Here is a 25,653-nt window from a genome sequence, read left to right as displayed (position 1 = left end):
GAAAATCTCAAACTCAATATTTACTTATCATCTGGCGCATTCTCCCTCGGCAGATGATTGCCCGCCTTCGCGTTTTGGTTCTCGAACGCGAAGGCGGGTTTGCATTTGCTCAATTATCAAACGAAAGGAATGTGAAATGTCGCCAATCAATAAGCTTGAAAGCATTGAAGTTATCAATGGCAACGTGGATGCTGAAGTTGGCGTGCGGGTCAAAACGCTTGATTTCAGCCAGCTCATTGCTGGATGCGTCAAGCGAGCTATTGCGCGGCAGCAAGCAAGGCGAAAGCGCTGGGAAGCTATGGGATGGGATACTAATCGAGAGCGCCACGGCTCTAGCGATTGAAGGCTTTAAAAGATGCCGCCCAGTCTTCAATTCCTCTAAAGTTTTCAGCAACTTCACGGGCTATTTCGACGCTGCTTTGAAGGTCGACGTCATTTGTTTCTTTAGCGGCTTCGGCCAGTTTATCAGCATATTCGCCAATTGTCCGATGAATAAACTCCCTCTGCTCGTTCGTCATTGTGGCAATGGTGATGCACAGTGCCTGCTGCAAAACTGCAATTTGCTCATCCATACGATTAAGCTGTTCTTGGTGGGTGGCATCTTCTTTCATTACATCGAAATCCCTGTATTGCGATACTCGAAATTGTGCATGGAAGCAGAGCAAAGGCAAATATCTAGCACTACACTGGAGGTGCTGTCATGACTGACTTGCGCCCTAAGACTGAAGCTTATGATCCATATAGTGCGTACACCACGGTTAAACTCTCAGCTGGCGGCATTTCAACGCCTGAGGTCCCGATTGAGGATTTTATTGCCAGTTGTGAATCGGTATCCGGTCATTTACGCGGCACCAAGAAAACCAAGGTTGAAAAAGCCGAAGAGATAACGGCTCAGACGGTCGCGGTCGGTCAGTTGCGCAGTTTTATCGAGCGCATTGAGCGGCTGGAAGAAGAAAAAAAGACCGTCGCCGATGACATCAAAGAGGTTTACGCGGAACTAAAAGGTTCCGGCTTCGACAGCAAAGCTGTCCGCACAATCATCCGTTTACGCAAAAAAGAAGAACATGAGCGCCAAGAGGAGGCAGCAATGCTTCAACTCTATATGGACGCGCTCGGAATGGTTTGAGGTGACTGTTATGCAAGCTGAACAGGCATTGATTGCCAATTGGATGCGGCAAAACGGCGGTGCGAGACGTTTCGAAAAGGGCGTTTCATCCGGCTATTACTTTGCTTTCGATTATCTCAAAACGCGCGGCATTGATCTGCATATCAAGAGCGGTCGATTTTATGCCAAACGGGCTGGCGGCAAGTGGATGCGCCTGAAGCATGGTGAGCTGCAAAAACTGGTTGATAGCGAGCGAGTGGCGGAAGGTTTGCCACCTTTGCGGAGGGCTTACGTATGATGCAGTTCATTCGTGGAAACTCCGACATAGTGCTTGGCTGCTTGATTGCGCTCGTCTGTGCAGCACCGTTTTTCATCATCATCTGGCTGGCAGAAAGGCACTGATATGCATCAACCTTCCGTCATTCTGAATTTGAAACTGACAGATCGGGTTTCAAGGCGTTTGAACTTAAGTGCCAAACGGCTTGGCTACAGCCCGAGTGAATATGCACAGCTGTTGTTTGAGGCGGCCTTTGCAGCGCGTATTGGTCAAGAACGCGACATCCCGCCATCCGATGCTGAATTGGATGAACAGGTGAAGTGCGTTCTACTTTTGGCAGGCAAAACCGACACCGCCAGTATGGCAAAAGCGACGGGTATTCCTGAAGCCAGATGCGCGGCAATATTGGAAGCCGTGCGTCGGCATAAACGCGGGAGAGCAAACAAATGACGCTTTATCCCGCGCATCCGCTGGCCGATATTTTTCCGATGCTTGATGAAGTCAATTTACGCACATTGAGCCTCGACATTAAAGAAAACGGACAGTTTGAACCTATCCTTTTGCTGGATGGCAAAGTGCTGGACGGACGCAACCGGCAGGCGGCATGTGCGCTTGCAGGTGTCGAGCCGGTTTATGAGCAATTTTCCCTTGATGATCCGCTGTCTTTCGTTTTGTCAAAAAACCTGCACCGCAGGCATCTAACTGAATCTCAACGAGCGATGGCCGCTGCTTTAATCGTAGATTGGGAACGTGGAATTAATCAAAATACAGGTGGGTCAGCAAATTTGCCGACCCGCCGAGCGGCAGAAAAGCTAACAATTTCAGAGCGTGCGGTAACAGCCGCTCGACGTGTAAGAGATCATGGCTCATCAGAGTTAATTGAAGCTATCCGTCAAGGAAAAGTGTCTATTCATGCCGGTGAAGCACTTTCAGAGCTTGAACATGCAGAGCAAACAAAAGTTCTGCGGCAGGAAAAGAAGGCTATTTTATCCGCGGCCAAGCAGATCCGCGCCGAGCAAGCCAAAGTGCGTCATGCGGTGCGTTTGACCAAGATGGAAATCGTGGCAGAGCGCGGACGGCAGACGGCACCAACTTCTGAAGCGCTGATTTATCCGGTTTATTATGCTGATCCGCCTTGGCGCTTTGGTGTGCATTCGGAAATGACAGGGCGCGAAAAGTCGGCTGAAAACCATTATCCGACAATGCCGACGCCTGAGATCATTGAGCTTATGCAAAAGCTGATTGGCGGCAATCATCCGGCTGTTTTCTTTTGCTGGGCAACCAATCCGATGTTGCTTGATGCTTTGCAGGTGATGGAAGCATGTGGTTTCACTTATGTTCATCACTGGATTTGGGACAAGGTTGTCGCTGGCACGGGCTATTGGGGCAGGGATTGCCATGAGCTTTTGCTGATCGGACGGCGTGGCGATGTGGCCGCGCCTTTGGCCGGAAAACAACCAAATACGGTTTACAGCGAGCGCAAGACGGATCATTCGGTGAAGCCTGATTATTTCGCTGAGCAGATCGAGCGGCTTTTTCCGGACATTGCCAAGGTTGAATTGTTTTGTCGTCGTCCGCGCAAAGGTTGGGACGCATGGGGCTTTGAGGCCACGCAGCCGGTTGAGCCGGACGAAGAAGCGATTGACGAGCCAGATCCGCATTATGATGCGGTTTGCGCGGTTTTTGCTCATAACAAAATGGCCTCGCCCAACATCATCAGCAAGCTTTCCCAAGTGCCGTATACGGACGTGTGCCGCGTGTTGGAGCAATTGGAAGCTCAAGGTCTGGTCAGTGCGCCAACCAGCTCCGGCAGGCGCAAGTGGATCGGAGGGCGCAATGTCTGACGAGGCACAAGAGTTGCGCAGAATTCGTAATAAGCTTTCAGCCTTGAGCGGCGCGCAATGGTTTTTGGCGGCGGATGATATCGGCAATTTTGTCGAGGCCAAAACTGCTCAAGGTGACGTGGTGGAAGTGGCACGGTTTCACAAAGGTGCAACGCCTGAAGAAATCGAATTCTTCGCCAATGCGCCATATATCGCAATGTTTTTGCTTGGGCTTGTCGATCGGGCAATTGCGAGCGCTAAGTGCGGCCAGTCAGCGCGTGCAAATAAACCTGCACGGCATGATCCGCGCAATTATGCGGCGGAAGCGTCCATGAAGTGCGGTGAGCCTGCATTCAAGCTTTACATCCACGAAAAGCACGGGCTGGAAAAGCCGCTCACCGATGATCGGGTGGCGGTCAAACTGCGCTCGTTGCTCGGTGTTTCATCACGCAAAGCACTCAATAGTGATCCGCAAGCGGCAGAGCGCTGGCGCTCGCTTCGTGCCGGTTACACAGCATGGCGGAGGGCATCGCGATGAGCGATCCGGTCAATAATCCTAAGCATTATAACAGCCATCCGTCTGGCGTGGAATGCATCACTATCACTGAGCATATGGGCTTCAATCTTGGCAATGCCATGAAATATATCTGGCGGGCAGATCTTAAAAACGATGCCATGGAAGATCTGAAAAAAGCACATTGGTATATCGAGCGCGAATTGGCTTTGCGGGCACGAAAGGGCGACCAGCCCAACCCCGTATATGAGGGAAAGGAGGTGGCGGAATGAAAGAGGAAGCCACCATCAGAAGAGGTGTACGCAATGCACGCTACGCGGCCATACCAAACCATGTCTTTGAGGATGTGCGGTTGAGTATGGAAGCAAGGTGGTTGCTTGGTTACCTTTTGTCAAAGCCGGATAATTGGACAGTCGTCTTGCGTGACATCATGAATAAAGGCTCATGCGGGCGCGATAAGGCGCGCCGGATTGTTGCCGAGCTGGTCGAGACTGGTTATGCGGAAAAAGAGCAGGCGCGGGAAGGTGGACGTTTCAGCGCATTATCTTTGGTTATCTATGATGAGCCGATTAGGTCGGCTGTAGTTGAGCCGCAAACCGACTGCGCTGTGATGGATGAAAGTGTTGCATTTCTACCGCAGACTGAAAAACCGTCGACGGTGAATCCGTCAACGGAAAAACCGGCGCCGGTAAATCCCCCCCTAGTAATAACTGATAATCTAGAAAATACTGATCATAAGAAAGAAAAAAAAGCGCGCGAAAGCGAAAGTTCGAAAAAGAGTTTAGAGCAGGATAGCGTCTCCGCCGAGGATGATCCAAAAACCGCGGCGTTTGAGAAGAGGGTTATCAGGTTCTTGAACGGGGTTGGCTATGATGCTGGGATCTGGCCGAAATGGGATCACCAAACTACTTTGGCTTGGATCAAGGGGCATTTTGCTGGGCTTATTCCGGCTGAGCGCAAAGAGGCTGAGCGTTGGCGTGATGCTTATTTGCTGAATGCTGCCGAGCGCAAAGTAAAACCCCAAGGAGCAGGGATATTCTTCCGAGATCGGCTTTGGAATGCGCTTGATCCGGCAATTCTGGATCGTTTGGAGGATGCCAAGGCGGCAGACGCTTCGAAAACAAACAAGCCGGATGGTTGGGCTGCTTGTTTCGGGCCGGTTGGTATGGCGCGTTTGTTCGCTCATTTCTACGAAGGCGCGGCTGATGAGGCGCTGGCGAGCAAGACTTTCCTGCCAAACGCTCTGTTTGCCAAAGCTTGGCCAAAGGTGATGCAGTTCCGCATGGTGCAGCAGCAAAAGGGCGGGGCGGTGTTTGGTCAACTTTGGCAAGAGCTTGCTCATTTATTCGAACCTGTGCCGCAAGGCACTGAAGGCTTGGATGCATGGAAGCGTGAGTTTAAACGGCGTAATTGGCCTTGGTTGTCCGAGTTTGACCGTTTGCCGGTGGTTTATTGCCCAAAGGGCGGCGTGGCTGGATTGGCTGCATTTGAAGCAAAGCTTGCAGAGGTGAAACAAGATGCTGCTCAATGATATCGAACGCTCTGCACTTGAAACCAAGATCAATCAGCATCCAAAGGTGATGATGTTGGCGGCTGAGAAAGAAAGACGGCGCCGTGAAATTGCAGCAGCAGCTGTGCGGCTTGATTCGGACGCACCGTGGATTGCAGCCCGTGTGATGTCCGGAAAAGAGCTGATTCTTGAAAAGCAGCTCATTGAATGCGGAATTGAGTGCTTTGTGCCTGTGCGTAAAGGGGCAGAAAAAAGAAAAAGGCATCGTGTAATTCCTGCTGAAATGATCCCGATGATGACAGGTTATGTGCTTATCCGCTGTCCAATATTCGGCGAAGCACTACACGGAATTCTTGGTTTTGAGCACGTGATCAATTTGGTCGGTGGAAATGAAAAACCGTACTTAGTCCAAACTGCAATGGTGAAGCTTATCAAAGGCAAGGCACAATCTGGTGTCTATGATTGGGATAAGGAAAGCACAATTCAACTCAATCGCGGCATGCGTGTCCGCATCATTGAAGGGCTGTTTGCCGGTGCTGTTGGGGTGGTTGTTCAAGCGGGTAAAAAAGGTGATGCAGTGCTTGAGATTGAGTTTCTGGGTGGTTGTGTTCCTGCACTCATCCCTCTTGCAATGCTCGAAAACTTGTGACAGCTATTATGGCGGACAATCTGATGATCCTGTAGTGAGCCTCTGAAAACGCCTAAACAGCGGGGATGAAAATCCCGAGGTCGGTACGCCGGTCAGACCCCGCCCTGACACTCTCAACTTAGAGAGATCGATTCAGGGCCAGTGCGTAAGCTATGTCTAGACAACTCTAGCATTAATCAACTGAACTTCTGCCAATTCGCACGAGGTTCTCATCTGGGTCTGATGCAGCGAATTCATATGTTCCCCATGGTGTTTGTCGGGGTGGGTGTAATGCATGTTTTCCAACTTGAGCCGCCAGTTCGTCAATGTTATCTGCGTAAAAATATACGCCGCATGGACTTTTACCTGGTATCAACCAACCATCAGGTGCTTTGGTTAAATGCAACTCAGCACCTTTACCGTCGATAAGCATCTGGTAGTCATCGTACACGACATCATCTTTTGGTTTGAAACCTAGCAATTTATAGAACTGAATGGATGCTTTGAGATCATTAGAAGGCAATACGGCTATCATACGTGTGGGGGTAATCATGAAGGCTCCGGTAAAAAAGGAAGTCTCGCGTGGTTTATTCTTCGTCTTCTACTGTGTTTTTTTCAGCCTTACCATTTGAAAAAAGTAACAGCGTTATAAAGGCAAAAACCATTACCATAATGGCAACGTCAAATGCACCTAATGCACAAGCAATACCAATAGCCCCGGTTGCCCAAAGACTAGCCGCTGTAGCAGTTCCTTTAACGGATGAGCTTAATCTAAGAATAGCACCGCCACCGATAAAGCCCATGCCGGTAATTACGCCTTCAATGATACGTGCAAGTGCTTCAGGATTGTCAGTCGTAATTCCTTCAGCAGCTTGTACAAATCCGCAACTTGCTACCGCTACTAATGGAAAGGTACGAAGCCCCGCGCTTCTTTCTTCTCGTTCACGATGCCAGCCGATTGGTAGAGCCAGTATGTAAGCCGCAACCAGTGTGAAAATATGAGGCCAGACATTAAAGTTGTCAGTAAAAAAGGTTTCAATTAAAGCGCTGTTAAAATCATTCATTTGGGTGCTCTCGTTTTTTATGAATGAGAAAGCAACGAAATATCAGCGTAAAAGTTCCGCTTTAGAACTTCTATAATTAATTGGACGCTATGCGGCCAGCATTAATGAATTGTAGGTTGTTTCAAGGGCTACAGTTTGGAGCGCGATTGCGTGAGGATTGTTCTCGCCTTTGCGAAACACTCTCATTACTAAACGAGCAATGCGATTTTTCTCCTCATAAGTCTTTGGGCATATATTCAGTTTGTTGCAGGTTATCTCGTATGCTTTTTGCATTACGACTAGATCCTCTGGAACAAAAACGCCATTAGCAGGGCCATTAGTAAAAGGCATGGTCAGTACTCCTTAAATCGTTTTATCGAATAGGGGCAACTAAACTTTGACTGATACAAATTGTTTGTAAACACACAACAAGTTACAGTTTATTACAAAGACCACAGGAAATGAAGCTTAACACTTCGACTGGTTTAAACGCTAGTTACAACCTTGGCGCAAACAAAGCTGCCTATCTAAACTTTGATATACGTGGCTTTGAAGCGATGCTGACAAGGGCAGAGCAACAGGTTTTGCCAACTGCAATCAGTAATGGCTTAAACCGAGTGGCGGCTATCAGTCGGCAGGAAGTGCAAAAGGCAATGGACTTGCAGCTTGATCGGGTCACACCTTACGCCAAGCGCGGTGTGGTTTATGAGAAAGCCAATAAGGATCGTCAGTCTGCTCTGGTCATGATTGCCGGACGCTCATGGGGGCTGAAGAACTCAACGCCACCGGCCAATTTTCTGACGCCGCAATTCTTTGGCGGTGAGCGTAATCTGAAGTCTTTCGAAGTGCAGCTGCAAAAATATGGCTTCTTGCTGAAGGGTGAGTATGCCGTACCAGCTCGGGACACACCACTTGATAATTACGGAAACATGCGGGTAGCCCTGATAGTCCGTATCCTTGTTGACCTGAGAATGGCACCAAGAACCGAGGGGTATAACCGTAGACGTACCGATGCCTCTTTGAAAAGGAATAAGAATTACCGCTTCGCTCGTTTCTTTGTGCCGGAACGAAACTCACACCTCTACCCTGGTGTTTGGCAGCGGGATCCGCGTGATAACAGTATTAAACCTGTCATGCTCTTTGTGAAGGTCAGGCCGTATTCCAAACGCATAGACTTTGTTCGCATCGTCCAAGATACATCAGAGCGTTTATTGGGCAGGTTTATTGCTGAGGAAATCGGCAAGCGGATGAAGTAGCTTTGCGCTATTAAACGCAATCCAATCTCAAATCTTTTCGGGTCCTTCCTGACCAGTCTCAGCTGCGGGTATTTCGCACCGCGGCTCATGCCCAGTCTGAGGCTAAAATCAAAGCCTAAAGTCGGGACTAAAGAACTAAAGTCAGACTAAATATAGGCTGCTAACAATCGGGGAATGTTGTGAGAAGCAGTTTCAGTTACAAACCGTGGGACTTCGACGGCTTGCGTGTTATCACTTTGAATCAAAGTGAGGAAAAAGACATGAAGCTGGAAGTTGATTTATTACGTGATCTTTTAATGTATGTGGAGGAAAAAGCTGATCGGCCAATTTCTCATTTAACAGAAATAATCCTGAAGGATTGGGAAGAGCAAACTGTTGCTTATCATGTAATGCTAGCAGCTGAAGCTGGGTTGATTATTGCTCATATTTCAGAAATTCCGGATGAGTACGAACCTATTTTTTTGAATATTCGGTACTCTGTCGCTCGTTTAACTTTCAATGGGCATCAGTTTTTGGAATCTATTCGCGATCCAAAGTATTGGAGCTTTATTAAAACGACATCAAAAAACGTAGGGAATATTACGATTGGCATGATCGGGAGTATTGCACAGTCATATGCGAAAGCTGAGTTAGCTAAACAATTCGGCTTTAATATTCCCTGAATTATGTAATTGAGAAGATAGGCGTTTAGGTCCTGTACATGAGTTCAGTTCAATCTTTAACGCTGACTAAAGGTGAGTTTGCGAAGCTGATCAACGTCTCGCCTGGGCGTATCTCGCAATATATTGCATCTGGCCAGATCGGCGGTGATGCACTGGAAGGTTCGGGGCGCGGCGCCCGCATTATCGTTGAGAAAGCCAAGCGCCACTTAAACAATCGTCTGGATGTCTCGCAGCGCGTTGGCCTTAATGGCTTGGCCACTAAGGTTGGTAGCACCGCTGAAGAGCCGGATTTATTAAAGTCTGTGCCGCCAGCGCCTTCATTCCAAAGCCATGCTGATTTGGTTTCAGACCAGATTGCACTCGAAAAGCTTGAACAGGCGCGCATGCAAACTGCGCGGGCAAGGCGTGAAGAGGCATTAGCTGAAGGTCGTTATATAGAGACCAATGAGGCGAAAGCTGAAATCACCCGCGCAGTGGCAATGGCCTATCGTGTGATGGAGGGTGGCTTGGCAGACATGGCCACAATGCTGGCAGGCGAATTTGAAATCCCGCAGCGCGATATTCTGCATCACCTGAAACGTGGTTTTCGCGATGTGCGTGAACGCGCAGCACAAGGATTTAAACAGGATATGGAAACTGTGCCGACACTGGCTCCTGACGGTCAGGAGGATGACGAAGAGGCAAGCTTGTCATGACACGATTGAGCAATGCTCAAAGGCTTGGCCTTGAGGTCTTGTTTGAACAAACGCAGCCGCCACCGCCGGTTGATTATCTGCAATGGGCAAAAGCCAATATCGTCTTTTCTGATCGTATTACGCAGTTTCCCGGTCCTTATAACGAGGCTCTCTTTCCGTTTTTCTCCGAGATATTAAAATCACTCACACCGGATGATCCGTGCCGGATGGTGACGATCTCGAAATCGGCGCAGGTTGGCGGGACAGTGCTGGCAAATATCTTTACGCTTGGCACCATGGATATGGATCCGTGCGATTTTCTTTATGTGCATCCGACAGAAGAAAACGCGTCTCGTTGGTCTAAGCAAAAGCTGATGCCCTTGTTGCGGGAAACGACATCTCTGGCGGCGCTCTTTCCTGAGAAAAGCCGTGATGGTGGCAATTCGATCCATTATAAGGAACGTGCGGACGGGCGCGGTGCCATTCAGGCAGCCGGTGCCAATTCCCCTTCAGGCTTGTCGATGATCTCACCGCGCAAACAAGTGCAGGATGATTTGTCGAAGTGGCAGAATAACGAGGCCGGTGATCCGGAAAGTCAGGCAGAAAGTCGGTCAAAAGCGTTTATTGCAGCCAAGATTTTAAAAATCTCAACACCGCTGATTGCGCCGGGCTGCCGGATCAGCAGCAACTTTGAACGTGGAAGCCAAGAATATTACCATGTGCCTTGTCCGCATTGTCGGCATTTGCATCCGCTTGAGTGGGAGCATATGCGCGATCACATTGATGCCGATCATCCGGAACGTGCTTGTTTCTATTGTCCAAAATGCGGCTCCGAAATCCGCGAGCATCATCGGGCATGGATGGTTGATCCGGCCAATGGTGCGAAATGGGTGGCAAAATATCCGGAGCGGGCGCGCTATCATCGTTCGTTCCATATCTGGGTTGCCTATTCGCCGCTGGAAAGTTGGGAGGCGCTTGCACGAGCCTATCTGAATGTTCAATCCGGCGGCCCAGATGATAAGACAAAAAAATCCGGTGCTGAGCAGGTTTTTTATAATGACTGGCTTGGAGCTCCATTTGAAACGGATGGAGAGGCGGTTGATTGGGAAGTCTTGCGTGATCGTGCAGAGCTTGGCGATATCAAGCGGGGTGTTATTCCGCCGCGCGCATTGATTTTGACTATCGGCATTGACGTGCAGGGTGACCGTGTTGAATGGCAGTTGGTGGGTAATGGCAAAAACCGTTATCGGGTTGTGATCGATCGCGGCATTATTGATGAAAGTGCTGGCCGCCATTTACCGGGCTTCGTCGCTCACTCAGGTCATATCTCCGAGCCACAAGTGCAAGCGGCACTTTCCAATCTTATCAGGCGGGAATGGCCGGACTGCTGGGGCAATAAACGCCGTGCAGATCTAACTGCTATTGATGGTAATGCTTATACAGAAGATGTGTGGGAATGGGCGCGCAAGCATCCGATCACCGATGTGATTATGGTGCGCGGTGACAATCGTGAAGCCGCACCCATGCTGGCACAGGTTAAAAAGGAAAAAGACAAGCGCGGTCGATCGCTTAAATATCAGCGCCGCTTTTTCAACTTTAATGCGTCTGTGATGAAGGCGGCACTTTATCGCTCGTTTAAAAAGGAAGATCAGCAACAGACCGGCTATGTCGATTTTGCGTCTGGTCTGGGGGATGATTTTTTCCAGCAAGTAACGTCCGAGCGTCGTGTGCAAAAAAAGAATCGTGCCGGTCATTCCTTCTATGAGTGGGAATTGCCTTCAGGTGTACGCAATGAAGCACTGGATATGATGAACCAAGCACAAGCGGCAGCGCTGCGTATCGGTATCAATTATTGGACTGAAGATGAATGGGACGCTTTGAGCGAACGCCTTTCACAAGAACCAAAGCCTGCACAGATGGATCTCGAAGACCTGATGCATCAGCCGCAGGTGAATGAAGCATCAGTGCCGATTGCCGCAAATCAATCCATGATTGATGCCGCTATTGCGCGGGCAAAACAACGAGCGTCACGGCGCGGCATTTGACTTGATAGTTCAAACTATTCAAATATATTAAGTTGCTACAATAAATTGATTTAAATTGGTTGCCGATTTAAAATTTAATAATCCTGTGAAGGTCAGACCATTTTATGGAAACAGAACAGTTTATTGAGATATTTACTCATGTCCGCATCTTGATTGCGATGATAATAAGTATCTCGGTAGCTCGCATTTTGTCTGGCGTGGCTAAATTTCTTCAGCATCCAAAACGAAATAAACTATCAGCACTACACTTGCTGTGGGCCTTTTCAATTTTGCTTGAGCTCATTCTATTTTGGTGGTGGGGTGTTCGTCTTGGCGTAGATATCGACTGGACTTTTTCTACTTATATGCTTCACATCACTTACGGTGTTACGCTGTATTTGATGTCGGCATTGTTATTTCCTGACGATATTTTGGAATACCAAGGCTATCAGGATTTTTTCATTCAGCGTCGATATTGGTTTTTTACACTACTTGCCTCAACCTGGGTGATAGATATAGCCAAAACTATCGCTGTGGGTGGCAATGTAAGTTCAGCTTTTGTCGTACATGCATTCACTACAATTAGTGTGTGTATCCTTGCGGTAATCTTTAAGAACCCCAAGATTCAAATCGCTCTGGTTTTAATTTACATAGCTCGACAATTATTTTCTATCTGATTGAAAAATAAGGCGATCCAATCACGCGATATGTTGCTGCGCTGTTTAGGATCGTCATTATCACATGCTGATTGGCTAAACGGATAGCGGTTTTTTTCAGATATTTTCAAAACGAAATAAAACTGCTGACGCCTGACCAAGACTTGGCTGCTCGGCACCCAAAGGCACGCTCTAAATTTCTTTACAAGGTTAAAACTCATGACAAATCGCGCATTGCTAGAGCAGCGGTTGGCGCAGGCGCGTGAAGCTTTGCACAAATTACTGACTGGAGCTTCAACCGTGCAGCTTAGCTATCAGGGTGAGAGCATCACCTATAGCAGTTCGGATGAAGGCCGTTTGCGCAACTATATACGCGAGCTGGAAAGCCAGCTCGGTGTGAGTAGTGGTCGCACACGCTCAAGGCGGGTGATGTTCGGATGAGCACAGTAATCCTTGATCAAAACGGCACGCCATTGCCTGAGCGTGTGCGGGTTGCAGCCCGCAGACGTGCCGCAATGAATGCGGCAGCTTATACGGCGGCAGGCTTTGACCATTCTTCGATGGCCTCATGGCGACCCGGTACTTATTCCGGCCAGTCTGCTCTGGGTTTGTCGCGTGATACGGCGATTGATCGTATCAATGATGCTGTGCGCAATTCCGGTTGGGCTTCAGCCGGTGTCAGCCGTCTGGTTGATAATGTTGTTGGTACCGGTTGGCGGTTGTCTTCAAAGCCAAATGCCGGAACGCTGAATTTGAGCGAAGATGAAGCGGATGAGATCGGTGATCAGATCGAAGCGCTGTGGTCTGATGTGGCAACGGATCCGGGCAACTGGTTTGATGCGGAACGTACCAAGTCGATCTCTGGATTGCTTGGCCTTGCTGCAAGACATCGCTTTACTGATGGTGAAGCTTTGGCCGTATTACCATATCGGATGGGAGCCACCGGATATGGCACTTGCGTCCATATTATTGATCCGGCGCGGCTTTCCAATCCGTTGGGGCAAGTCGACACTGACACATTGCGTGATGGTGTCGAGCTTGATGAATATGGTGCACCTATTGCTTACAATATCCGCAAGGCGCATCCGGGTGATGTGTTTATGCGTCAAAGAGAAATGTTCATCTGGGAGCGTGTTGAGCGCGAAGATGACTATGGCCGTCCGCATGTGGTGCATTCATTTGATGCTGTTCGCGCCGGTATGACACGCGGTGTATCGCGCTGGGCAAGTGTGCTTCAGCAGCTCAAGCAAGTCTCCGACTATAATGATTATGAATTGCAGGCAGCTTCACTTAATGCGGTGATGGCGGCATTTATCAAGACGCCGCTCGACATGGACGAGCTGGCGGATTCCCTTGGCGGCAGTGGTGCCGGTAAGTCACTGAGTGCACTGTCGATGGCACAGGATGCTGCTTATAAAACAGACCCGATCCGATTGCGCGGTGCGCAGGTTAATTTCCTCAATCCGGGTGAGGATGTGGTTTTTACGAAATCGGAACATCCTAATGCGGCCTTTGAAGTGTTTGTGAATGCGGGCTTGCGCAATGTCGCAGCCGCCATTGGCCTGACCTATGAGCAGCTCACTATGGATTGGTCCAAGGTCAATTACTCCTCGGCACGTGCGGCATTGTTAGAAATCTGGCGCAGTCTTTCTTCAGAGAAACATTCATTTGCACATTCCTTCATGCAGCCGATTTATCGGGCATGGCTGGAAGAGGTCTTTGATCGCAGGCTTATTAAACTGCCGTCTCGTGCCACCTCCTTTGAGGCTAATCCGGCCGGATGGGTGAGGGCTGCGTGGATTGGCAGCGGTCGCGGTTGGGTGGATCCGGAAAAAGAAGCCAAGGCAACGGCTATCCGTTTGGCCACTGGTATCACTACGCAGGAATCCGAGTCCGCGGAACAGGGGCGCGACTGGAAGGAAGATATGATGCAGCGGGCGCGTGAGCAGAAATATGCAGAAAAACTCGGTATCAAATCAGGCGAAAATGCCAGTGCCGGCGTGGTGTCACGTTTTGTCAGCTCGCCTGAAACACAAGATCAGGATGATGAGGAAGAAAACGCACAATGATTTCCTATGCTATGCCTGAGATTGCCGCCCGTTTGTTCAATACACCTTTGATGCTGAATGAAGGCAAAGCCAATATTATTGCGCGCGCATTCGGACCACGGGTGCTTGGGCGTGAAGTGGATGTGCAAAGCGGCACACAGATGGGCATTCTTACAGAAGATATGCGAGCATTACGTGATGGTTGGACGGGTGAGAAAATCTATAATGGCCCGAAGATGGTTGGTAATGTTGCTGTCATCGAAGTGGAAGGTTCACTCGTCCATAAAGGTGCATGGGTCGGCAAATCTTCCGGTGTGACATCCTATGAAGGTTTGAACATCCAGATTGCTGATTGCATAAGACGTGATGATATCAAGGCTGTTGTATTTGAAATCGACAGCTTTGGCGGTGAAGTGGATGGGTGTTTTGACTGTGCGGATGGTTTGTTTGCACTTTCTGCCCAAAAACCAACCATTGCCATTTTGACCGATCACGCTTGTTCGGCGGCTTATTTGATTGCATCAGCCTGCCGCCAGATTGTTATTCCTTCCACCGGATATGCCGGATCGATTGGTGTGATTTCGATGCATATTGATGCGTCTGAATGGGCAAAAAAACAGGGCATTGATGTTACCATTTTAAGAGCGGGTGAAAAGAAAGCCCGCCCTGGTACATTTGAGGCGATGTCTGATCAGGAATATGAAGAGGCTATTTCTGATCTGGAAGAAATGCGCATGGAATTTGCGCAAAAGGTTGCCCGTTACCGTGAGGGCAGACTGAGCTTAGAACAGATCATGGCGACCGAAGCCGATACATATCGCGGTGAAAAAGCGCGTTCCCTTGGACTTGTCGATGCTGTGGCTTCGCCAAGGGATGCTTTTGAGAGTTTCATTGCTGCAACGGGCGCGTAACGCTCTCAAGTTTTATACAACTCCACAATAATCAAACAGGAAAAATCAGATGTCTTTAGCACGCGCTATTCAGGCTGCCGTGGGCGGCCGGTCTATGAAATCACGTCTTGAGGAAGAAAAGCCAGAAGACTTGGAAGAAGAGCATCGTGAAGATGATGCCACGGAAGAAGAACACGACAATGATGCTGAAGGCGATGACGACGAAAAGCCTGAAGCAGACGAGGATGATGTCGTCACGGAAGATGAAGACAAGCCGAATGCTTTTGCCCGCGGTCGCCGTGCGGAAAAGACCCGTATGTCGGCAATTCTTGGATCAACTTATGCTGACCGCGATCCTTCATTGGCCGCACATCTGGCGTTTAAAACGTCGATGAGCGCGAAAGATGCGATTGCGACATTGAAGGCAAGCGGCGGCAGTCAACCGCAAGGCGGTAACTTGGCCTCACGCATGCAGGGGCGGGTGCCTGCCTTGGGAAATGGTGGTGGGGCATCTAAGCCCCGATCAGCAGACGACGCGCTTGTAAGTTTTGCCAAGAACCGTAACGCCTCGCGCAAATAATGCGGGCAAAGTTCACGAAGGGATCGAATAATGAATACCCAAGATTATAATCCGGGTGATCTGCTGGTTGGCGATTATCCTGTCGCGGTGCGAACCGTAAAGATTGCGCAAGGTCAGGTGTTAAAGCGCGGCGCTGTTGTCGGTGATACCGGTACTGCTTTTGTCTTGTCTGAAGCGGCAAGCGCAGATGGTTCTGAAACGCCGGCCGGTGTGTTGGCAATTGATGTGGATGCCACCGCGGGTGCAATCGCAACGCGCATTTACGCCTCGGGCGGCTTTGATGCATCGAAGCTCATTTTGGGTGATGGTCACACCATTGATACGGTGGAAACAGCTTGGCGCAAATCACAAGCACCGCTTTTCATTCACCGTTTGGCCTGATCAGACACTGATCTTAGGCCGAAGCTTTAACAGCTCTTTTTCCCATAGGTAACAACAATGGAAAATCTTTTTAGCACAGTCGCGCTTGTGACTGTTATCGAAGCACGCGACCGCCCGACTGCGTGGATCCGCGATACTTTCTTTGCCAACGGCTTTCAATCGGATACGGAAGAAATCGCTTTTGACAAACTGAAGCGCCGCCGCAATGTCGCACCGTTCGTTTCGCCACTGGTGCCGGGGCGTGAACGTGCCATTCGTGGCCGTCAAACCACGATGTTTACACCCGCCTATGTAAAGCCGAAAAACACCATTCGTGCCGGTGAAGGCATGCGCCGTCGCCCGGGCGAACGCATTGGCGGCGAAATGACAGCAGAAGAGCGCTATCTGCAAACCGTCACCGACACATTGTATGATCAGGATGATGAAATCACCCGCCGTGAAGAAATCATGGCCAGTGAGGCGCTGCGCTCCGGCAAGATCATTGTGAAGGGTGAGGATTATCAAACCCAGATCATTGATTATGGCCGTGCAGCTGATCTGACCGTGGCTCTGACCGGTGCTGACCGCTGGGGTGAAGGCGGCATTAATGTGCGCAAGTCCATTCGTGATTGGGCAACGCGTGTTGCACTTCGTTCCGGTGGAACGGCCACGGAAGTGATCTTGGGTGCAGAAGCGGCAGAGCTTTTGCAGACTGATGAAGAAATTCGTCAGCTGCTTGATAATCGCCGTCAGGCGGGTGGCGAAATGCAACTCGGTCCGATTGCGGCAGGCGCTGAAGATATGGTCGCGGTTTATCTGGGCTCGATAGGCCAGTTCAACTTCTGGCAATATACGCAGCTCTTCCAAGATGATGAAGGCAACGACATTGAAGTCTGGCCAAGCTTTGGTGTGGGCGTGGTTTCCAAAACACAATTGCAGGGCTTTACCGCACATGGTGCCATTCAGGATGTGCAGGCACAGCTCAAGCCGCTGTCCCGTTTCCCGAAAATGTGGGTGCAGGAAGATCCGTCCGCCACACTGATGATGACGCAGAGTGCGCCATTGTTGGTGCCTGGTGATCCGAACGCCTCACTCTTTGCGCTTGTTCGCTAATCATCAGCTTGAAAGGTTTAAATCATGGCAGCGAAAATGATCAAACAAGCCTATGGAGCAACATTGGTGGTTGGCGGCAAAGATGTGCCGCCCGGCACTCCCGTCACATTGCCGGAAGATGAGGCCAAACGCTTGGCCGCAATCTTTGGCGTTGTTGGCGCCAAGGTGTCAACGGATCCGGCAGCGGATAAGACTGATCGCAAGACGGAAGCGCAAAAAGCAAAGCTTGATGCCAAGTTGAAGGCTTTGCAAAAGGCCGTTGATGATGCGCGTGAAGCCTATGACGAAGCGGAAGCCGCACTCAGTGACGCCAAGCCGGAAGACAGCGATGCAGCTTTGAAGGCGTTCGAGGCGGCTGAAACGGCGCTTGATGAAGCTGAAAAGGCTTTATCCGAGGCCACAGTTTGACACGGCCCGCGGTTTTTGCCGGAATGGGGGAGGCGTTTGTCTCTTCCCTTGGCAATGTCGATGTGAGCTTGAGCCGTAAAGGCGAGCCACTTGAATCCGTATCAAAAAGTCTTCGTGGAATTTTACGTGCTGTGCGTGAAGCTGACCTGCTGGAGTTAGAAGGTGTATCGGCTGAAGGTGTGCGTTTTACGCTGAGCCTGCACGCCGTAACTTGCGAGCCTGTACGCAATGGCGATCAGGTTGAAATTCTGACCTCTGATGATGGGCGCAATATTGGTGACCGGTTTATCATCCTCTCGCATGTGGATGATGGCCGCTCCATGAAGCGTTTTTATCTGGGCAGTGAATAAGGTGAAACACATGCATGTGCGTTATCAAATTTTGGAAGCCATTCAAAAACGTTTGGAAAATGTAGTTGTTGCTGTTGATGGCACTGTCAGCCTGATGCGGGCAGGTGCCATTGATGAAGAAAGCCAGCCGCATTTTACCGTTCTTCATACTGGTGAAACCGCGACACCGGATGGTCTCGTTTATGATGACGAAAGTGGTCAGGAACGGGTGCGTTATAATCGCCGTTTGAACGTTAATGTTATCGTGCATTTTAAAGGCCGCAGTGATCCGCAAAAAGAGTTTGATCAATTGGCGGTGCTGATTGAAGAGGCTTTGCCGCCTTCGCATCTTGATGATCTGGCAATCGACATTCTGCTTAGCTCGACTGAAATGTTCATTGATCCGCAGACCGCGCAAAGTCTTGGTTCAGGCCGCCTGATCTTTGAAGTGACTTATCGCACCTATGCAGGTGACGCTGCGCGCGCTGCATAAATTTATCCGACAATTTAGGAGTTTAAAGCGATGGCTCAACATATGGGGCGTGAGCTGGTGATCAAACGCAAGATGGAAACAGAGGATGATTTTGTTTCTGTTTGCGTGACGGAAAACCGCTCGATTGAAATCAATAACGAAGAAATCGACATCACCAAGCCGGATTGCGCCAATCCGGGCAGCAAGCTGGTGCGCTCATTAATGTATGGCATGCAGAGCATTTCCATCCAGCTTGATGGTGCCTTTGTCGGCAATGGCGCACAAAAAGCCATGACGGCCGATGCGGTCAATCAGGTTGTGACACCATATCAGATTGTTGTGCCGGGCGTCGGCACATTCGAAGCTGATTTTTTGGTCTCTATGACATTTTCAGGCGATAAAACCGGTGAGCTGCAAGCCCAAGGACGTATGGCGGCATCCGGTACTATCGGCTTTACCGCGGCGGCGTAAATGATGGATCCATTCGTTAATCCTGTGCGCGGTGAAGCGCCTTGTCAGATCGGTAATGTTAAGCTGGTTCTGGTGGTTGAGTTTGGTCGTCTGGCACAATTATGCCAGCTGGCTGACTGCGATGATATGCAAACGCTTTATCGCCGTCTCATTGGCTTCCATCCAAAAACTGTAATGGCTGCCATTCGTACACTCACCACGCATCCTGATGGTGATGATGCAGCGCGTGAACTGGCGCATAATGCTTTGCAGCAATTAAGTGCGGCCGATGAGCCAGCCTTTCGTGAAGCCATTACATCGGCTTTGTCTGGTCACATTGCCAAGGGGCGTGAAACGCGTGGTGATGCTGATCCGATCTCTGATTTGGAAAAAGCCTTTGAAAGAACCAGTCAGGGAAACGCCGAAAGCCCTTCAGTGTAAAAACACGCATTATCCATATGCAGCGTGTGGCAACCGGTCAACTTGGCTGGTCGCCACAGCAGTTCTGGCGCTCGACATGGTTGGAAGTGCAGGCTGCCATTGAAGGGCGATCAGGGCGCAATTTTGACGATGTGATCACACCGGAACGTGCGCGCGAAGTGGCACGTCATTATCCGCCAACCAAATCAATCAGGGAGAAAGCCGCATGAGCGCTCGTGCCGATATTATGGCTTTTATTGATGCCAATAGCCGTGGCTTCCACGATGCGATGAAGCGTGTGCGAAGTGACGCGAAAAACACTGCACAATCGGCACAGCGCGATTTTTCAAAGCTTTCGGATGGCATGGTTCGCTCCATGAACTTCCTCAAAGCTTCGCTCGCCGGGTTGGGGGTTGGCTTAAGCTTACAAGGTGCCAAAGAAATCATTAGTGATGTGGCATCAATTGAGCGGGAGGCCAAACGTGCCGGTGTTTCGATCAAAGAGTTTCAGCAGCTGAAATATGTTGCAGAAAGCAATCATGTGGATGTCAATTCCATGATTGATGCCATGAAGAAGTTGAAGATGCATGCTGATGAGTTTGCCTCCGGTGGCAAAGGCACCAATGCAGATATTTTTACGCAATTGGGCATTAGTGCAAGCCAGATGCAGGAAAAGCTCAAAAAGCCTGCTGATCTGTTCGCCGAGATTTTGGACAAGGTTGGCCAGCTCACCAAGGCATCACAAGTCAAAGTGATGGATAATCTTTTTGGCGGTGGCGCCGGTGAGCGCTTTGTCGATCTGATCGCCATGGGTGAAGACGGCATTCGAAAAGCCAAAGAGGAAGCAACAAGGCTTGGCTATGTCATCGAGGACGATCTGGTCAAACGTGCAGCTGAATTGGATGAAGCGTTTAATTCTGTTGTCTCGACAGTCAGCCAAAGCTTGAAAGTGGCGATTGTCAGTGCCGCAACCGAATTAAAATTCTTCTTAGACCTTTTTAACAAGACCGAAGATCGTAGTCTTTCGACACTTGAGCGTCAGCTGGAGGAGAAAAAACGCTCTCGCGCGATTATGAGTGAGGACTCTTATCGTGGTTTCATTCTACGTGGCCGTGATAATGGCCGTATTACTGTGATTGATGAGGAAATAGCAGGGCTCGAAAAACAGATTGGTCTGATTAAAGAACGGAATAATCTTAATAAGCCCAACGATGGGATTAAGCTCAAAGAAATCATCATTGATGACAAACCGAAAGGACGTTCCGGCTCATCGCGCAAAGAAGCGATCTCAGAAGCGGAAAAGCAGAAAAAAGCTGCCGATGAGCTTATTCAATCGCTTGAGCATGAATATCAGATGCTTGGTAAAACAGCCTCTGAGCAGCGTATTGCTAATGAACTGCGCAAATTATCCATTGGAGCAACTGATGAGCAGAAAACGCGCATTGAGCATTTAATCACTGCCATTGATGCGCAAAGCAAAGCGCAGGAACTCGCCAATAAACGGCAGCAACAGTTCATTGATGGTGTCAATCAGCTGGAAAGCGATACGGTTGATGCTTTGGGGCAGGTGATTGCCGGCACCGAGAATGCGGCAGATGCCTTTAAAAAGCTGGCCATTGAGATTGTGAAATCTGCAATCACAGGCAAAGGCGCTTATGCTGATTTTTTCCAAAGCATGTTTGGTGGTTCTGGTGGCGGTCTTGGCAATGTTTTAGGCGGCCTATTGGGCTTTGGTGGTCAAAAATCCATCGCTATGGCTGGCGGCATTGGCCTTTATGCCAAAGGCGGTATTAGTGACCGACCGGCAATCTTTGGCGAGGCGGGGCCTGAAGCAGCAGTACCATTGCCTGATGGTCGCAGTATTCCGGTTGATCTTCGTATGTCGGCACTGCCGTCTCTTCAGCCGGCGCATCATGAGAACAATCAATCTGCGACGGTTTTTAACTTCGCGCCTGTCATTAATGCACCGAATGCCGATGCTAAAGGGCTGGAACAGGTCGAAAAGCGGCTGGATAAAATGCAGCGCGAAATGCCTGCCACTGTCATTGAGACAATGCGTAAGGCACAAAGCTCCAATGTAAAGTTTTGACGTATGGCGATTTCATATCCTTACGATCTCCTGAAAAACATGCCTGGTTGGTCAACCGAATTTGAGCTGTTCTACCGACAGGAGATGAGCCGCACAGCAGGTGGCGTTATGATCGTCAAAAACCTCGGCTCTCCATTGTGGAAAGCAACGTTCCAGATCAGAATATTGAGCATCAATGCACTGGATCAATGGCGCGCCAGATTAAACACACTGGATGGTGGCCTGAATGAGTTCTGGGGTTATGCATCCAGTCGGTGCTATCCGATAGCTTATCCAAATGGTGTGGGAATGGGCAGTTATGCCGGCGCAAAACTGGCCGAGATTGATGCGAACCGAAAGATTATCCGCATAGGCTCATTGCCCTCTGGTTTTAAAATCAGCATTGGCGATCATATCCAGATCGGAACGCGTAACCTGCATCAGGTCATCGATGTGGCCGGTAGCCAGTTGGAAATCAGGCCGCATTTATGGCCGGAATCGAAGGTGAATGATCCGGTCACTTTGGTGCGGCCGTCATGCAAGATGGTGATGGTGCCGGGTTCATTAACAAGCACTGCCGATCCGGCTACAGGGCGCGGATCTATAACATTTCAGGCGATTGAGAGCCGGTGAGCAATAATGACGACGGTTAGATGGTGTACTGTCACCATCCTAAGGTGCCAGACTTGGGTTGCAGCTGCTATCGTCTGGCTTGATACATCAATCACGGCGCTTATTTTAGTCTTTCTTAGCAGTTTCCGATTGTTTCAGTGCCTGATTTTCTGCAAATTCACGCTGCGCAATCCCATTGATCATAGTGGTGATATACGCAGTAAAGATCGGTAAAATAGTCAATCCAACCATCGCCATAGCGGTGGTAATAAATTTGCCGGCAACAGTTACCGGTAGGATGCTTGAGCCTAATGTCGTGACTGTCATGGCGGCCCACCACAGTGCGTCAGGAAAGGTTTGAACGCTGTGATTGACATTGTTTTCAACGACAAAAAATATAAGAGTAAGAAAATAAATAATTGATGCCAGAAATATTAAATAAGAAATAAGTATGGCAGTGGTGTTGTGCCGTACAAGAATTAAAACAATAAAAACAAGCGCCGCCGCTCCTCTTATGAGCGGTATAAGACGTATGAAATAGATTTGTTCTTGGCTCAGATAAAGATTAACATCCGAAATTAAAGATAAATATGGAATAGCAATCAGCAGAATGAAGAAATAGCGTCTGAAGAATTGCCGTTTTTTATCTGCTAATAATAATAGTATGAAAAAATCAAAGATGTAATAAAGGCAAACAAAAAGTTGTATTTCTGAATAAATCGTTTTTCCCATGAATGGATTATCGCCAAATGCCTCCAGCGATAGACTTACGATTAAAATCGTAGAAGCAATAACAGCGAATACATTTAGAATGCCTTTAATCTTTAAAGCATGTTCTGGCTTGAGATGTTTCATACTTCACCTAAATGGCAGCTGTTATGCGGATCGATTCTTTAATTGATATAACGCCATATCTGATTGATTACAAAGTTGCGGCGTTCATGCCGCATAATAATCGACATATTAAGTCGTGACATCAATGTCGACCTGATCATGGGATGCAGGTCTGTTTTATTTCCGATGATTGAGAGTAGGTAGGATTTATACGATGATTAAAACAAGACGAAACGGTGCCACCCTTTTTATTGAGGAAGGCACCAATGCACAAATATTATTTTTTATTTCCGATGCTGCTGCGGCAAGTGTCCAACGACACCTGAAGAACATTAACACCAATTCCGATCATCGTGATTCAGGGAATTGAGAGTAGGTAGAAGTTCGCTATGAAAAATCAAAAGCCATGGAATCTTAAGTCAATTACGAGAAAAGACGAAGGCCTGCACGAAATTGTATTCAATGTTGACGGCAAGCCTTCGGTCGTAATGACCATTAAGGGCTCATTCTCACTTGATGGTAGAGATGGTGAGTGCGGTACGCTCTCAACTCCTAATAGTGAGCTAGAAAATTACCCTGATCCTGTTCAATTTATTGCTGAAAAGAATGGGGGTAAAGGTGAGCTTATTTTGACTGTTGCGACAAGCGATCTTTCGCCATGTCCGCTGTCGCCTCTACAATAGATATAGCCATTTTCGTCACTTCTCGCGGTCTCTGATCGCCACTTCCTGCAAGGGTTTTTGTGCCGTTAACTTCCGTTATCACTGCATTCCGAAATTCTTCAATCCAGTGGTCGCCATTCTCACCTTTTGTTGCTGCGAGCTCTAAAAGTAGTCTCTGGATCATCATTAATTTGGCTTGTTCCATCGCATTATAGCGAATTTCAAATTCTGTCGTGTTTACCACTCCCAATTATTGAGCAGCCAGCAAACACGATTCCCCATTCATCACCTAATTCGTAGGTTCTAATATGCGCCATATTTCAACCGCCAATCAGGCGGCGCTTGAAGCGCGTGCCTTGGAGGCGCGTGACTTCTTATGGATCGTTGCCCGTAATCGCTTGACCGGCATCCAGCAGACAGAAGGTTTGTGGTCCGATGTCGGTAATGTCTCTGCCGCCGTCATCAATCCCGATAATGGCTTGCCTGTCACGCGTGATTGGTATGGAACTGGCAGTCTCGTTGTGATTGACGATATCCCGCTGGTTGCCAATCTTTCCGTGCAAGAGATCAGGATCCGGCTGTCACAGGTGCATGAGCGTGTTGAGCGCATTGTGCGTGACTACGATTGTCAGCAAGCGCGCGTTGAAGTCTATCGCGGTTTGTTTGATCCGAGCACCAAACAAATGGTGGCTCCGGCAGAATGCCGATTTGTCGGCTTCGTTGATAAGATAGACATCAAAACACCGGCTGAGGGTGAAGAAGGTGGTGTGACGCTGAGCTGTGTCAGCCATACGCAGGAATTTACCCGTTCCAACCCTGATACCAGATCAGATGCCACACAGCGCCTGCGAGATCCGCATGATGATTTCTTTGCCGATGCTGATACGGCCACCGAATGGGAAATCTGGTGGGGTTCGGAAAAGGGCAAAGTGCCAACACAGAAGAAGCGCAAGAAGTTTTTAGGGCTATTTTGATGATCCGGCACGCAACAACCTCTGACAAGATGGCCTGCATTCACCTGTTGCGTGAAAGTCATCGGGCAGCTGGTTTTGATTATCCTTTTCAGGCGGCCTATGCGGCGCAGCTCTTTGACCAGCATATAGCAAGCCGTCAAGCGTGCGTGCTTGTCTTTGAGCATAACAGCCAAGTAAGCGGCCTCTTGATGGCGGTCTGGTTTGAACATCCATTTGGTGCCGGACGTTATGCCAAGGAAACAGTCTGGTTTATTGCCCCGCAATCGCGTGGCCGCTCAGCAATCAAAATGCTCACAGCCTATGAGACATGGGCAAAAGAGCAGGGCTGCACCGCTATTGGTATGGCCTCGTTAGAGATCAATGATGTCTCGAAGCTTTATTTGCGCCGCGGCTACAGATCGGTTGAGACGCATTTTCTTAAAATTCTTTGACAATCAGGCGGCGTGCTTATCTGATCGAATTGTTAAATGCAAACCGAGGGCTTTCATCACTCCGAGCAAAGTTGAGAGCTTCGGGTCACCTTTTTCGCTTAGAGATGTGTAGAGTGCTTCGCGGGTGATACCAGCTTCTTTGGCAACCTTTGTCATGCCTTTAGCCTTGGCTATGTTGCCCAAAGCGATAGCAATGTCTTTTGTGTCGCCGTCTTCAAACGCTATTTCAAGATATTCTTGAATAGCCTCGTCACTGGTGAGTAGGGCAGTTGGATCCCATGGGGTGGTTTTAATAGACATTAAACCTCCTTTGCCATGTTGATGGCAGCTTTAATATCACGATCCTGCGAGCGTTTGTCGCCACCGGAAAGCAGAATGAAAATAGTGTTGCCGCGCTTGACAAAATAAACCCGATAACCGGGGCCATAGTCGATGCGAAGCTCACCTATACCGTCGAAAAATTTAGCATCTCCCAAAAGACCGAAAGACAGTCAGTCAATGCGCTTCTGAACGCGTAACTGAGCAGTTCGATCTTTAAGTGATGAAAACCATTTGGCAAATATCTCTGTTTGGCGAACTTCAATTATCTGTAATATTTATATTACAAAGACGTTCACGTCAATGAATATGTAAGATTTAAATTACATTCTTATCCCTAAGGTTCATTCATGGCTATTTTTACAGGCCTCGCAACCATTGGCACGGCGATTGGCTCATTCATTGGTGGTTTGGGTGTCGTTGGCTCATTCCTGCTTCGCACCGCCGTTGGTGTGGGCTTAAATCTTCTGGCGCAGGCGATTGCCGGCAAACCACAAAAGCCTACCTTTTCA

At 49.0% G+C, this 25,653-nt stretch carries 38 protein-coding genes and 1 pseudogene; 32 read left to right on the top strand and 7 right to left on the bottom strand.

The window, feature by feature from the left end; all coding sequences use genetic code 11:
- Positions 1–136: 136 nt before the first annotated feature.
- Positions 137–343 carry a hypothetical protein gene (locus ACI0FR_RS00195; protein ID WP_404906865.1) on the top strand — a complete coding sequence of 69 codons (207 nt, stop codon included), beginning with the start codon at positions 137–139 and terminating at the stop codon, positions 341–343.
- Here ACI0FR_RS00195 and ACI0FR_RS00190 read toward each other — a convergent pair.
- On the bottom strand, positions 333–611 hold the full coding sequence (locus tag ACI0FR_RS00190; protein WP_404906866.1) for a hypothetical protein: 279 nt from the start codon (positions 609–611) through the stop codon (positions 333–335). The two genes, ACI0FR_RS00195 and ACI0FR_RS00190, sit on opposite strands and share 11 nt — an antisense overlap.
- Positions 612–883: 272 nt before the next feature.
- Between ACI0FR_RS00190 and ACI0FR_RS00185 the strand changes: the two genes are divergently transcribed.
- From ACI0FR_RS00185 to nusG, 8 genes and pseudogenes are all read left to right on the top strand, one after another.
- Positions 884–1,126 (top strand): DUF2312 domain-containing protein, encoded by a 243-nt coding sequence (locus ACI0FR_RS00185; RefSeq protein ID WP_404906930.1) that lies wholly within the window; start codon positions 884–886, stop codon positions 1,124–1,126.
- A gap of 10 nt (positions 1,127–1,136) precedes the next feature.
- Positions 1,137–1,403: a hypothetical protein gene (locus ACI0FR_RS00180; RefSeq protein ID WP_404906867.1), complete on the top strand. Its 267-nt coding sequence runs from the start codon at positions 1,137–1,139 to the stop codon at positions 1,401–1,403.
- Positions 1,404–1,508: 105 nt separating this feature from the next.
- The gene (locus ACI0FR_RS00175) at positions 1,509–1,832 is read left to right on the top strand and encodes a hypothetical protein (RefSeq protein ID WP_404906868.1); all 324 of its coding nucleotides are present in this window, start codon (positions 1,509–1,511) and stop codon (positions 1,830–1,832) included.
- Positions 1,829–2,992, top strand: a pseudogene (locus ACI0FR_RS00170) (MT-A70 family methyltransferase); the annotation flags it as partial. The gene ACI0FR_RS00175 and the pseudogene ACI0FR_RS00170, both read left to right, overlap by 4 nt.
- A gap of 226 nt (positions 2,993–3,218) precedes the next feature.
- Positions 3,219–3,743, top strand: coding sequence for a hypothetical protein (locus ACI0FR_RS00165; protein ID WP_404906869.1), 525 nt, complete (start codon positions 3,219–3,221; stop codon positions 3,741–3,743).
- The gene (locus ACI0FR_RS00160) at positions 3,740–3,991 is read left to right on the top strand and encodes a DUF3310 domain-containing protein (RefSeq protein ID WP_404906870.1); all 252 of its coding nucleotides are present in this window, start codon (positions 3,740–3,742) and stop codon (positions 3,989–3,991) included. Before ACI0FR_RS00165 ends, ACI0FR_RS00160 begins: the two co-directional genes overlap by 4 nt.
- Positions 3,988–5,250, top strand: coding sequence for a hypothetical protein (locus tag ACI0FR_RS00155; RefSeq protein WP_404906871.1), 1,263 nt, complete (start codon positions 3,988–3,990; stop codon positions 5,248–5,250). The genes ACI0FR_RS00160 and ACI0FR_RS00155 overlap by 4 nt, the downstream gene beginning before the upstream one ends.
- The gene (nusG, locus tag ACI0FR_RS00150; protein ID WP_404906872.1) at positions 5,237–5,878 is read left to right on the top strand and encodes a transcription termination/antitermination protein NusG; all 642 of its coding nucleotides are present in this window, start codon (positions 5,237–5,239) and stop codon (positions 5,876–5,878) included. Before ACI0FR_RS00155 ends, nusG begins: the two co-directional genes overlap by 14 nt.
- 172 nt (positions 5,879–6,050) lie before the next feature.
- Here nusG and ACI0FR_RS00145 read toward each other — a convergent pair whose 3' ends face one another.
- From ACI0FR_RS00145 to ACI0FR_RS00135, 3 genes are all read right to left on the bottom strand, one after another.
- A complete protein-coding gene (locus ACI0FR_RS00145; RefSeq protein WP_374828705.1) occupies positions 6,051–6,410 on the bottom strand; it encodes a VOC family protein in 360 nt (119 codons plus the stop codon).
- A gap of 34 nt (positions 6,411–6,444) precedes the next feature.
- Positions 6,445–6,921 (bottom strand): MgtC/SapB family protein, encoded by a 477-nt coding sequence (locus ACI0FR_RS00140; RefSeq protein ID WP_374828704.1) that lies wholly within the window; start codon positions 6,919–6,921, stop codon positions 6,445–6,447.
- Positions 6,922–7,008: 87 nt separating this feature from the next.
- Positions 7,009–7,251: a hypothetical protein gene (locus ACI0FR_RS00135; RefSeq protein ID WP_374828703.1), complete on the bottom strand. Its 243-nt coding sequence runs from the start codon at positions 7,249–7,251 to the stop codon at positions 7,009–7,011.
- A 110-nt stretch (positions 7,252–7,361) separates the two neighbouring features.
- Here ACI0FR_RS00135 and ACI0FR_RS00130 point away from each other — a divergent pair, with 110 nt between their 5' ends.
- The 19 genes from ACI0FR_RS00130 to ACI0FR_RS00040 all read left to right on the top strand — a co-directional run bounded on the left by ACI0FR_RS00130 (position 7,362) and on the right by ACI0FR_RS00040 (position 21,943).
- A complete protein-coding gene (locus ACI0FR_RS00130; protein WP_404906873.1) occupies positions 7,362–8,156 on the top strand; it encodes a hypothetical protein in 795 nt (264 codons plus the stop codon).
- A 260-nt stretch (positions 8,157–8,416) separates the two neighbouring features.
- Entirely contained in the window at positions 8,417–8,818 is a 402-nt protein-coding gene (locus ACI0FR_RS00125) for a DUF2513 domain-containing protein (RefSeq protein WP_404906874.1), read from the top strand.
- Positions 8,819–8,856: 38 nt separating this feature from the next.
- The gene (locus ACI0FR_RS00120; protein ID WP_404906875.1) at positions 8,857–9,513 is read left to right on the top strand and encodes a hypothetical protein; all 657 of its coding nucleotides are present in this window, start codon (positions 8,857–8,859) and stop codon (positions 9,511–9,513) included.
- Complete coding sequence (locus tag ACI0FR_RS00115) at positions 9,510–11,537, top strand: phage terminase large subunit family protein (RefSeq protein WP_404906876.1); 2,028 nt, start codon at positions 9,510–9,512, stop codon at positions 11,535–11,537. Before ACI0FR_RS00120 ends, ACI0FR_RS00115 begins: the two co-directional genes overlap by 4 nt.
- A 104-nt stretch (positions 11,538–11,641) precedes the next feature.
- A complete protein-coding gene (locus ACI0FR_RS00110) occupies positions 11,642–12,193 on the top strand; it encodes a hypothetical protein (RefSeq protein WP_404906877.1) in 552 nt (183 codons plus the stop codon).
- A 198-nt stretch (positions 12,194–12,391) separates the two neighbouring features.
- A complete protein-coding gene (locus ACI0FR_RS00105) occupies positions 12,392–12,613 on the top strand; it encodes a phage head-tail joining protein (protein WP_404906878.1) in 222 nt (73 codons plus the stop codon).
- Positions 12,610–14,241 carry a phage portal protein gene (locus ACI0FR_RS00100; RefSeq protein ID WP_404906879.1) on the top strand — a complete coding sequence of 544 codons (1,632 nt, stop codon included), beginning with the start codon at positions 12,610–12,612 and terminating at the stop codon, positions 14,239–14,241. Before ACI0FR_RS00105 ends, ACI0FR_RS00100 begins: the two co-directional genes overlap by 4 nt.
- Positions 14,238–15,131, top strand: a complete 894-nt coding sequence (locus tag ACI0FR_RS00095; RefSeq protein ID WP_404906880.1) for a S49 family peptidase — start codon at positions 14,238–14,240, stop codon at positions 15,129–15,131. The genes ACI0FR_RS00100 and ACI0FR_RS00095 overlap by 4 nt, the downstream gene beginning before the upstream one ends.
- 49 nt (positions 15,132–15,180) lie before the next feature.
- A complete protein-coding gene (locus ACI0FR_RS00090) occupies positions 15,181–15,690 on the top strand; it encodes a hypothetical protein (RefSeq protein ID WP_374828695.1) in 510 nt (169 codons plus the stop codon).
- A 30-nt stretch (positions 15,691–15,720) separates the two neighbouring features.
- Positions 15,721–16,071 (top strand): head decoration protein, encoded by a 351-nt coding sequence (locus ACI0FR_RS00085; protein ID WP_404906881.1) that lies wholly within the window; start codon positions 15,721–15,723, stop codon positions 16,069–16,071.
- 57 nt (positions 16,072–16,128) lie between these two features.
- Entirely contained in the window at positions 16,129–17,163 is a 1,035-nt protein-coding gene (locus tag ACI0FR_RS00080; protein WP_374828693.1) for a major capsid protein, read from the top strand.
- Between the two features lie 24 nt (positions 17,164–17,187).
- On the top strand, positions 17,188–17,571 hold the full coding sequence (locus ACI0FR_RS00075; RefSeq protein ID WP_404906882.1) for a hypothetical protein: 384 nt from the start codon (positions 17,188–17,190) through the stop codon (positions 17,569–17,571).
- On the top strand, positions 17,568–17,921 hold the full coding sequence (locus tag ACI0FR_RS00070) for a hypothetical protein (RefSeq protein ID WP_404906883.1): 354 nt from the start codon (positions 17,568–17,570) through the stop codon (positions 17,919–17,921). Before ACI0FR_RS00075 ends, ACI0FR_RS00070 begins: the two co-directional genes overlap by 4 nt.
- 10 nt (positions 17,922–17,931) lie before the next feature.
- A complete protein-coding gene (locus ACI0FR_RS00065; protein ID WP_404906884.1) occupies positions 17,932–18,393 on the top strand; it encodes a hypothetical protein in 462 nt (153 codons plus the stop codon).
- Between the two features lie 30 nt (positions 18,394–18,423).
- Positions 18,424–18,843, top strand: coding sequence for a phage tail tube protein (locus ACI0FR_RS00060; RefSeq protein WP_374828689.1), 420 nt, complete (start codon positions 18,424–18,426; stop codon positions 18,841–18,843).
- Positions 18,844–19,263: a hypothetical protein gene (locus ACI0FR_RS00055; RefSeq protein WP_374828688.1), complete on the top strand. Its 420-nt coding sequence runs from the start codon at positions 18,844–18,846 to the stop codon at positions 19,261–19,263.
- A 17-nt stretch (positions 19,264–19,280) separates the two neighbouring features.
- Positions 19,281–19,472, top strand: a complete 192-nt coding sequence (locus ACI0FR_RS00050; protein WP_404906885.1) for a phage tail assembly chaperone — start codon at positions 19,281–19,283, stop codon at positions 19,470–19,472.
- Complete coding sequence (locus ACI0FR_RS00045) at positions 19,469–21,331, top strand: hypothetical protein (RefSeq protein ID WP_404906886.1); 1,863 nt, start codon at positions 19,469–19,471, stop codon at positions 21,329–21,331. Before ACI0FR_RS00050 ends, ACI0FR_RS00045 begins: the two co-directional genes overlap by 4 nt.
- Before the next feature lie 3 nt (positions 21,332–21,334).
- Entirely contained in the window at positions 21,335–21,943 is a 609-nt protein-coding gene (locus tag ACI0FR_RS00040) for a hypothetical protein (RefSeq protein WP_404906887.1), read from the top strand.
- A gap of 105 nt (positions 21,944–22,048) precedes the next feature.
- On the opposite strand, the gene ACI0FR_RS00035 is transcribed toward ACI0FR_RS00040, so the two are convergent.
- On the bottom strand, positions 22,049–22,777 hold the full coding sequence (locus ACI0FR_RS00035; RefSeq protein ID WP_404906888.1) for a potassium channel family protein: 729 nt from the start codon (positions 22,775–22,777) through the stop codon (positions 22,049–22,051).
- Positions 22,778–22,970: 193 nt separating this feature from the next.
- Here ACI0FR_RS00035 and ACI0FR_RS00030 point away from each other — a divergent pair, with 193 nt between their 5' ends.
- From ACI0FR_RS00030 to ACI0FR_RS00015, 4 genes are all read left to right on the top strand, one after another.
- A complete protein-coding gene (locus ACI0FR_RS00030; protein WP_374828683.1) occupies positions 22,971–23,126 on the top strand; it encodes a hypothetical protein in 156 nt (51 codons plus the stop codon).
- A gap of 19 nt (positions 23,127–23,145) precedes the next feature.
- On the top strand, positions 23,146–23,439 hold the full coding sequence (locus tag ACI0FR_RS00025) for a hypothetical protein (RefSeq protein WP_404906889.1): 294 nt from the start codon (positions 23,146–23,148) through the stop codon (positions 23,437–23,439).
- A 287-nt stretch (positions 23,440–23,726) separates the two neighbouring features.
- Complete coding sequence (locus ACI0FR_RS00020; protein WP_404906890.1) at positions 23,727–24,392, top strand: hypothetical protein; 666 nt, start codon at positions 23,727–23,729, stop codon at positions 24,390–24,392.
- Positions 24,392–24,823, top strand: a complete 432-nt coding sequence (locus ACI0FR_RS00015; protein ID WP_404906891.1) for a GNAT family N-acetyltransferase — start codon at positions 24,392–24,394, stop codon at positions 24,821–24,823. Before ACI0FR_RS00020 ends, ACI0FR_RS00015 begins: the two co-directional genes overlap by 1 nt.
- Positions 24,824–24,826: 3 nt before the next feature.
- Here the strand turns inward: ACI0FR_RS00015 and ACI0FR_RS00010 are convergent, their stop codons facing one another.
- Both ACI0FR_RS00010 and ACI0FR_RS00005 read right to left on the bottom strand, forming a co-directional pair.
- Positions 24,827–25,123 carry an addiction module antidote protein gene (locus ACI0FR_RS00010; RefSeq protein WP_374834808.1) on the bottom strand — a complete coding sequence of 99 codons (297 nt, stop codon included), beginning with the start codon at positions 25,121–25,123 and terminating at the stop codon, positions 24,827–24,829.
- The gene (locus tag ACI0FR_RS00005; RefSeq protein WP_404906892.1) at positions 25,123–25,299 is read right to left on the bottom strand and encodes a type II toxin-antitoxin system RelE/ParE family toxin; all 177 of its coding nucleotides are present in this window, start codon (positions 25,297–25,299) and stop codon (positions 25,123–25,125) included. Before ACI0FR_RS00005 ends, ACI0FR_RS00010 begins: the two co-directional genes overlap by 1 nt.
- Positions 25,300–25,653: the final 354 nt, after the last annotated feature.

Origin of the sequence: Paenochrobactrum sp. BZR 201-1, from assembly GCF_044987585.2 — a bacterium.
In the GTDB taxonomy this organism is placed as follows: domain Bacteria; phylum Pseudomonadota; class Alphaproteobacteria; order Rhizobiales; family Rhizobiaceae; genus Paenochrobactrum; species Paenochrobactrum pullorum.
The sequence above is the reverse complement of the archived record's forward strand: the minus strand, read 5'-3'. Positions and strand labels throughout refer to the sequence as shown.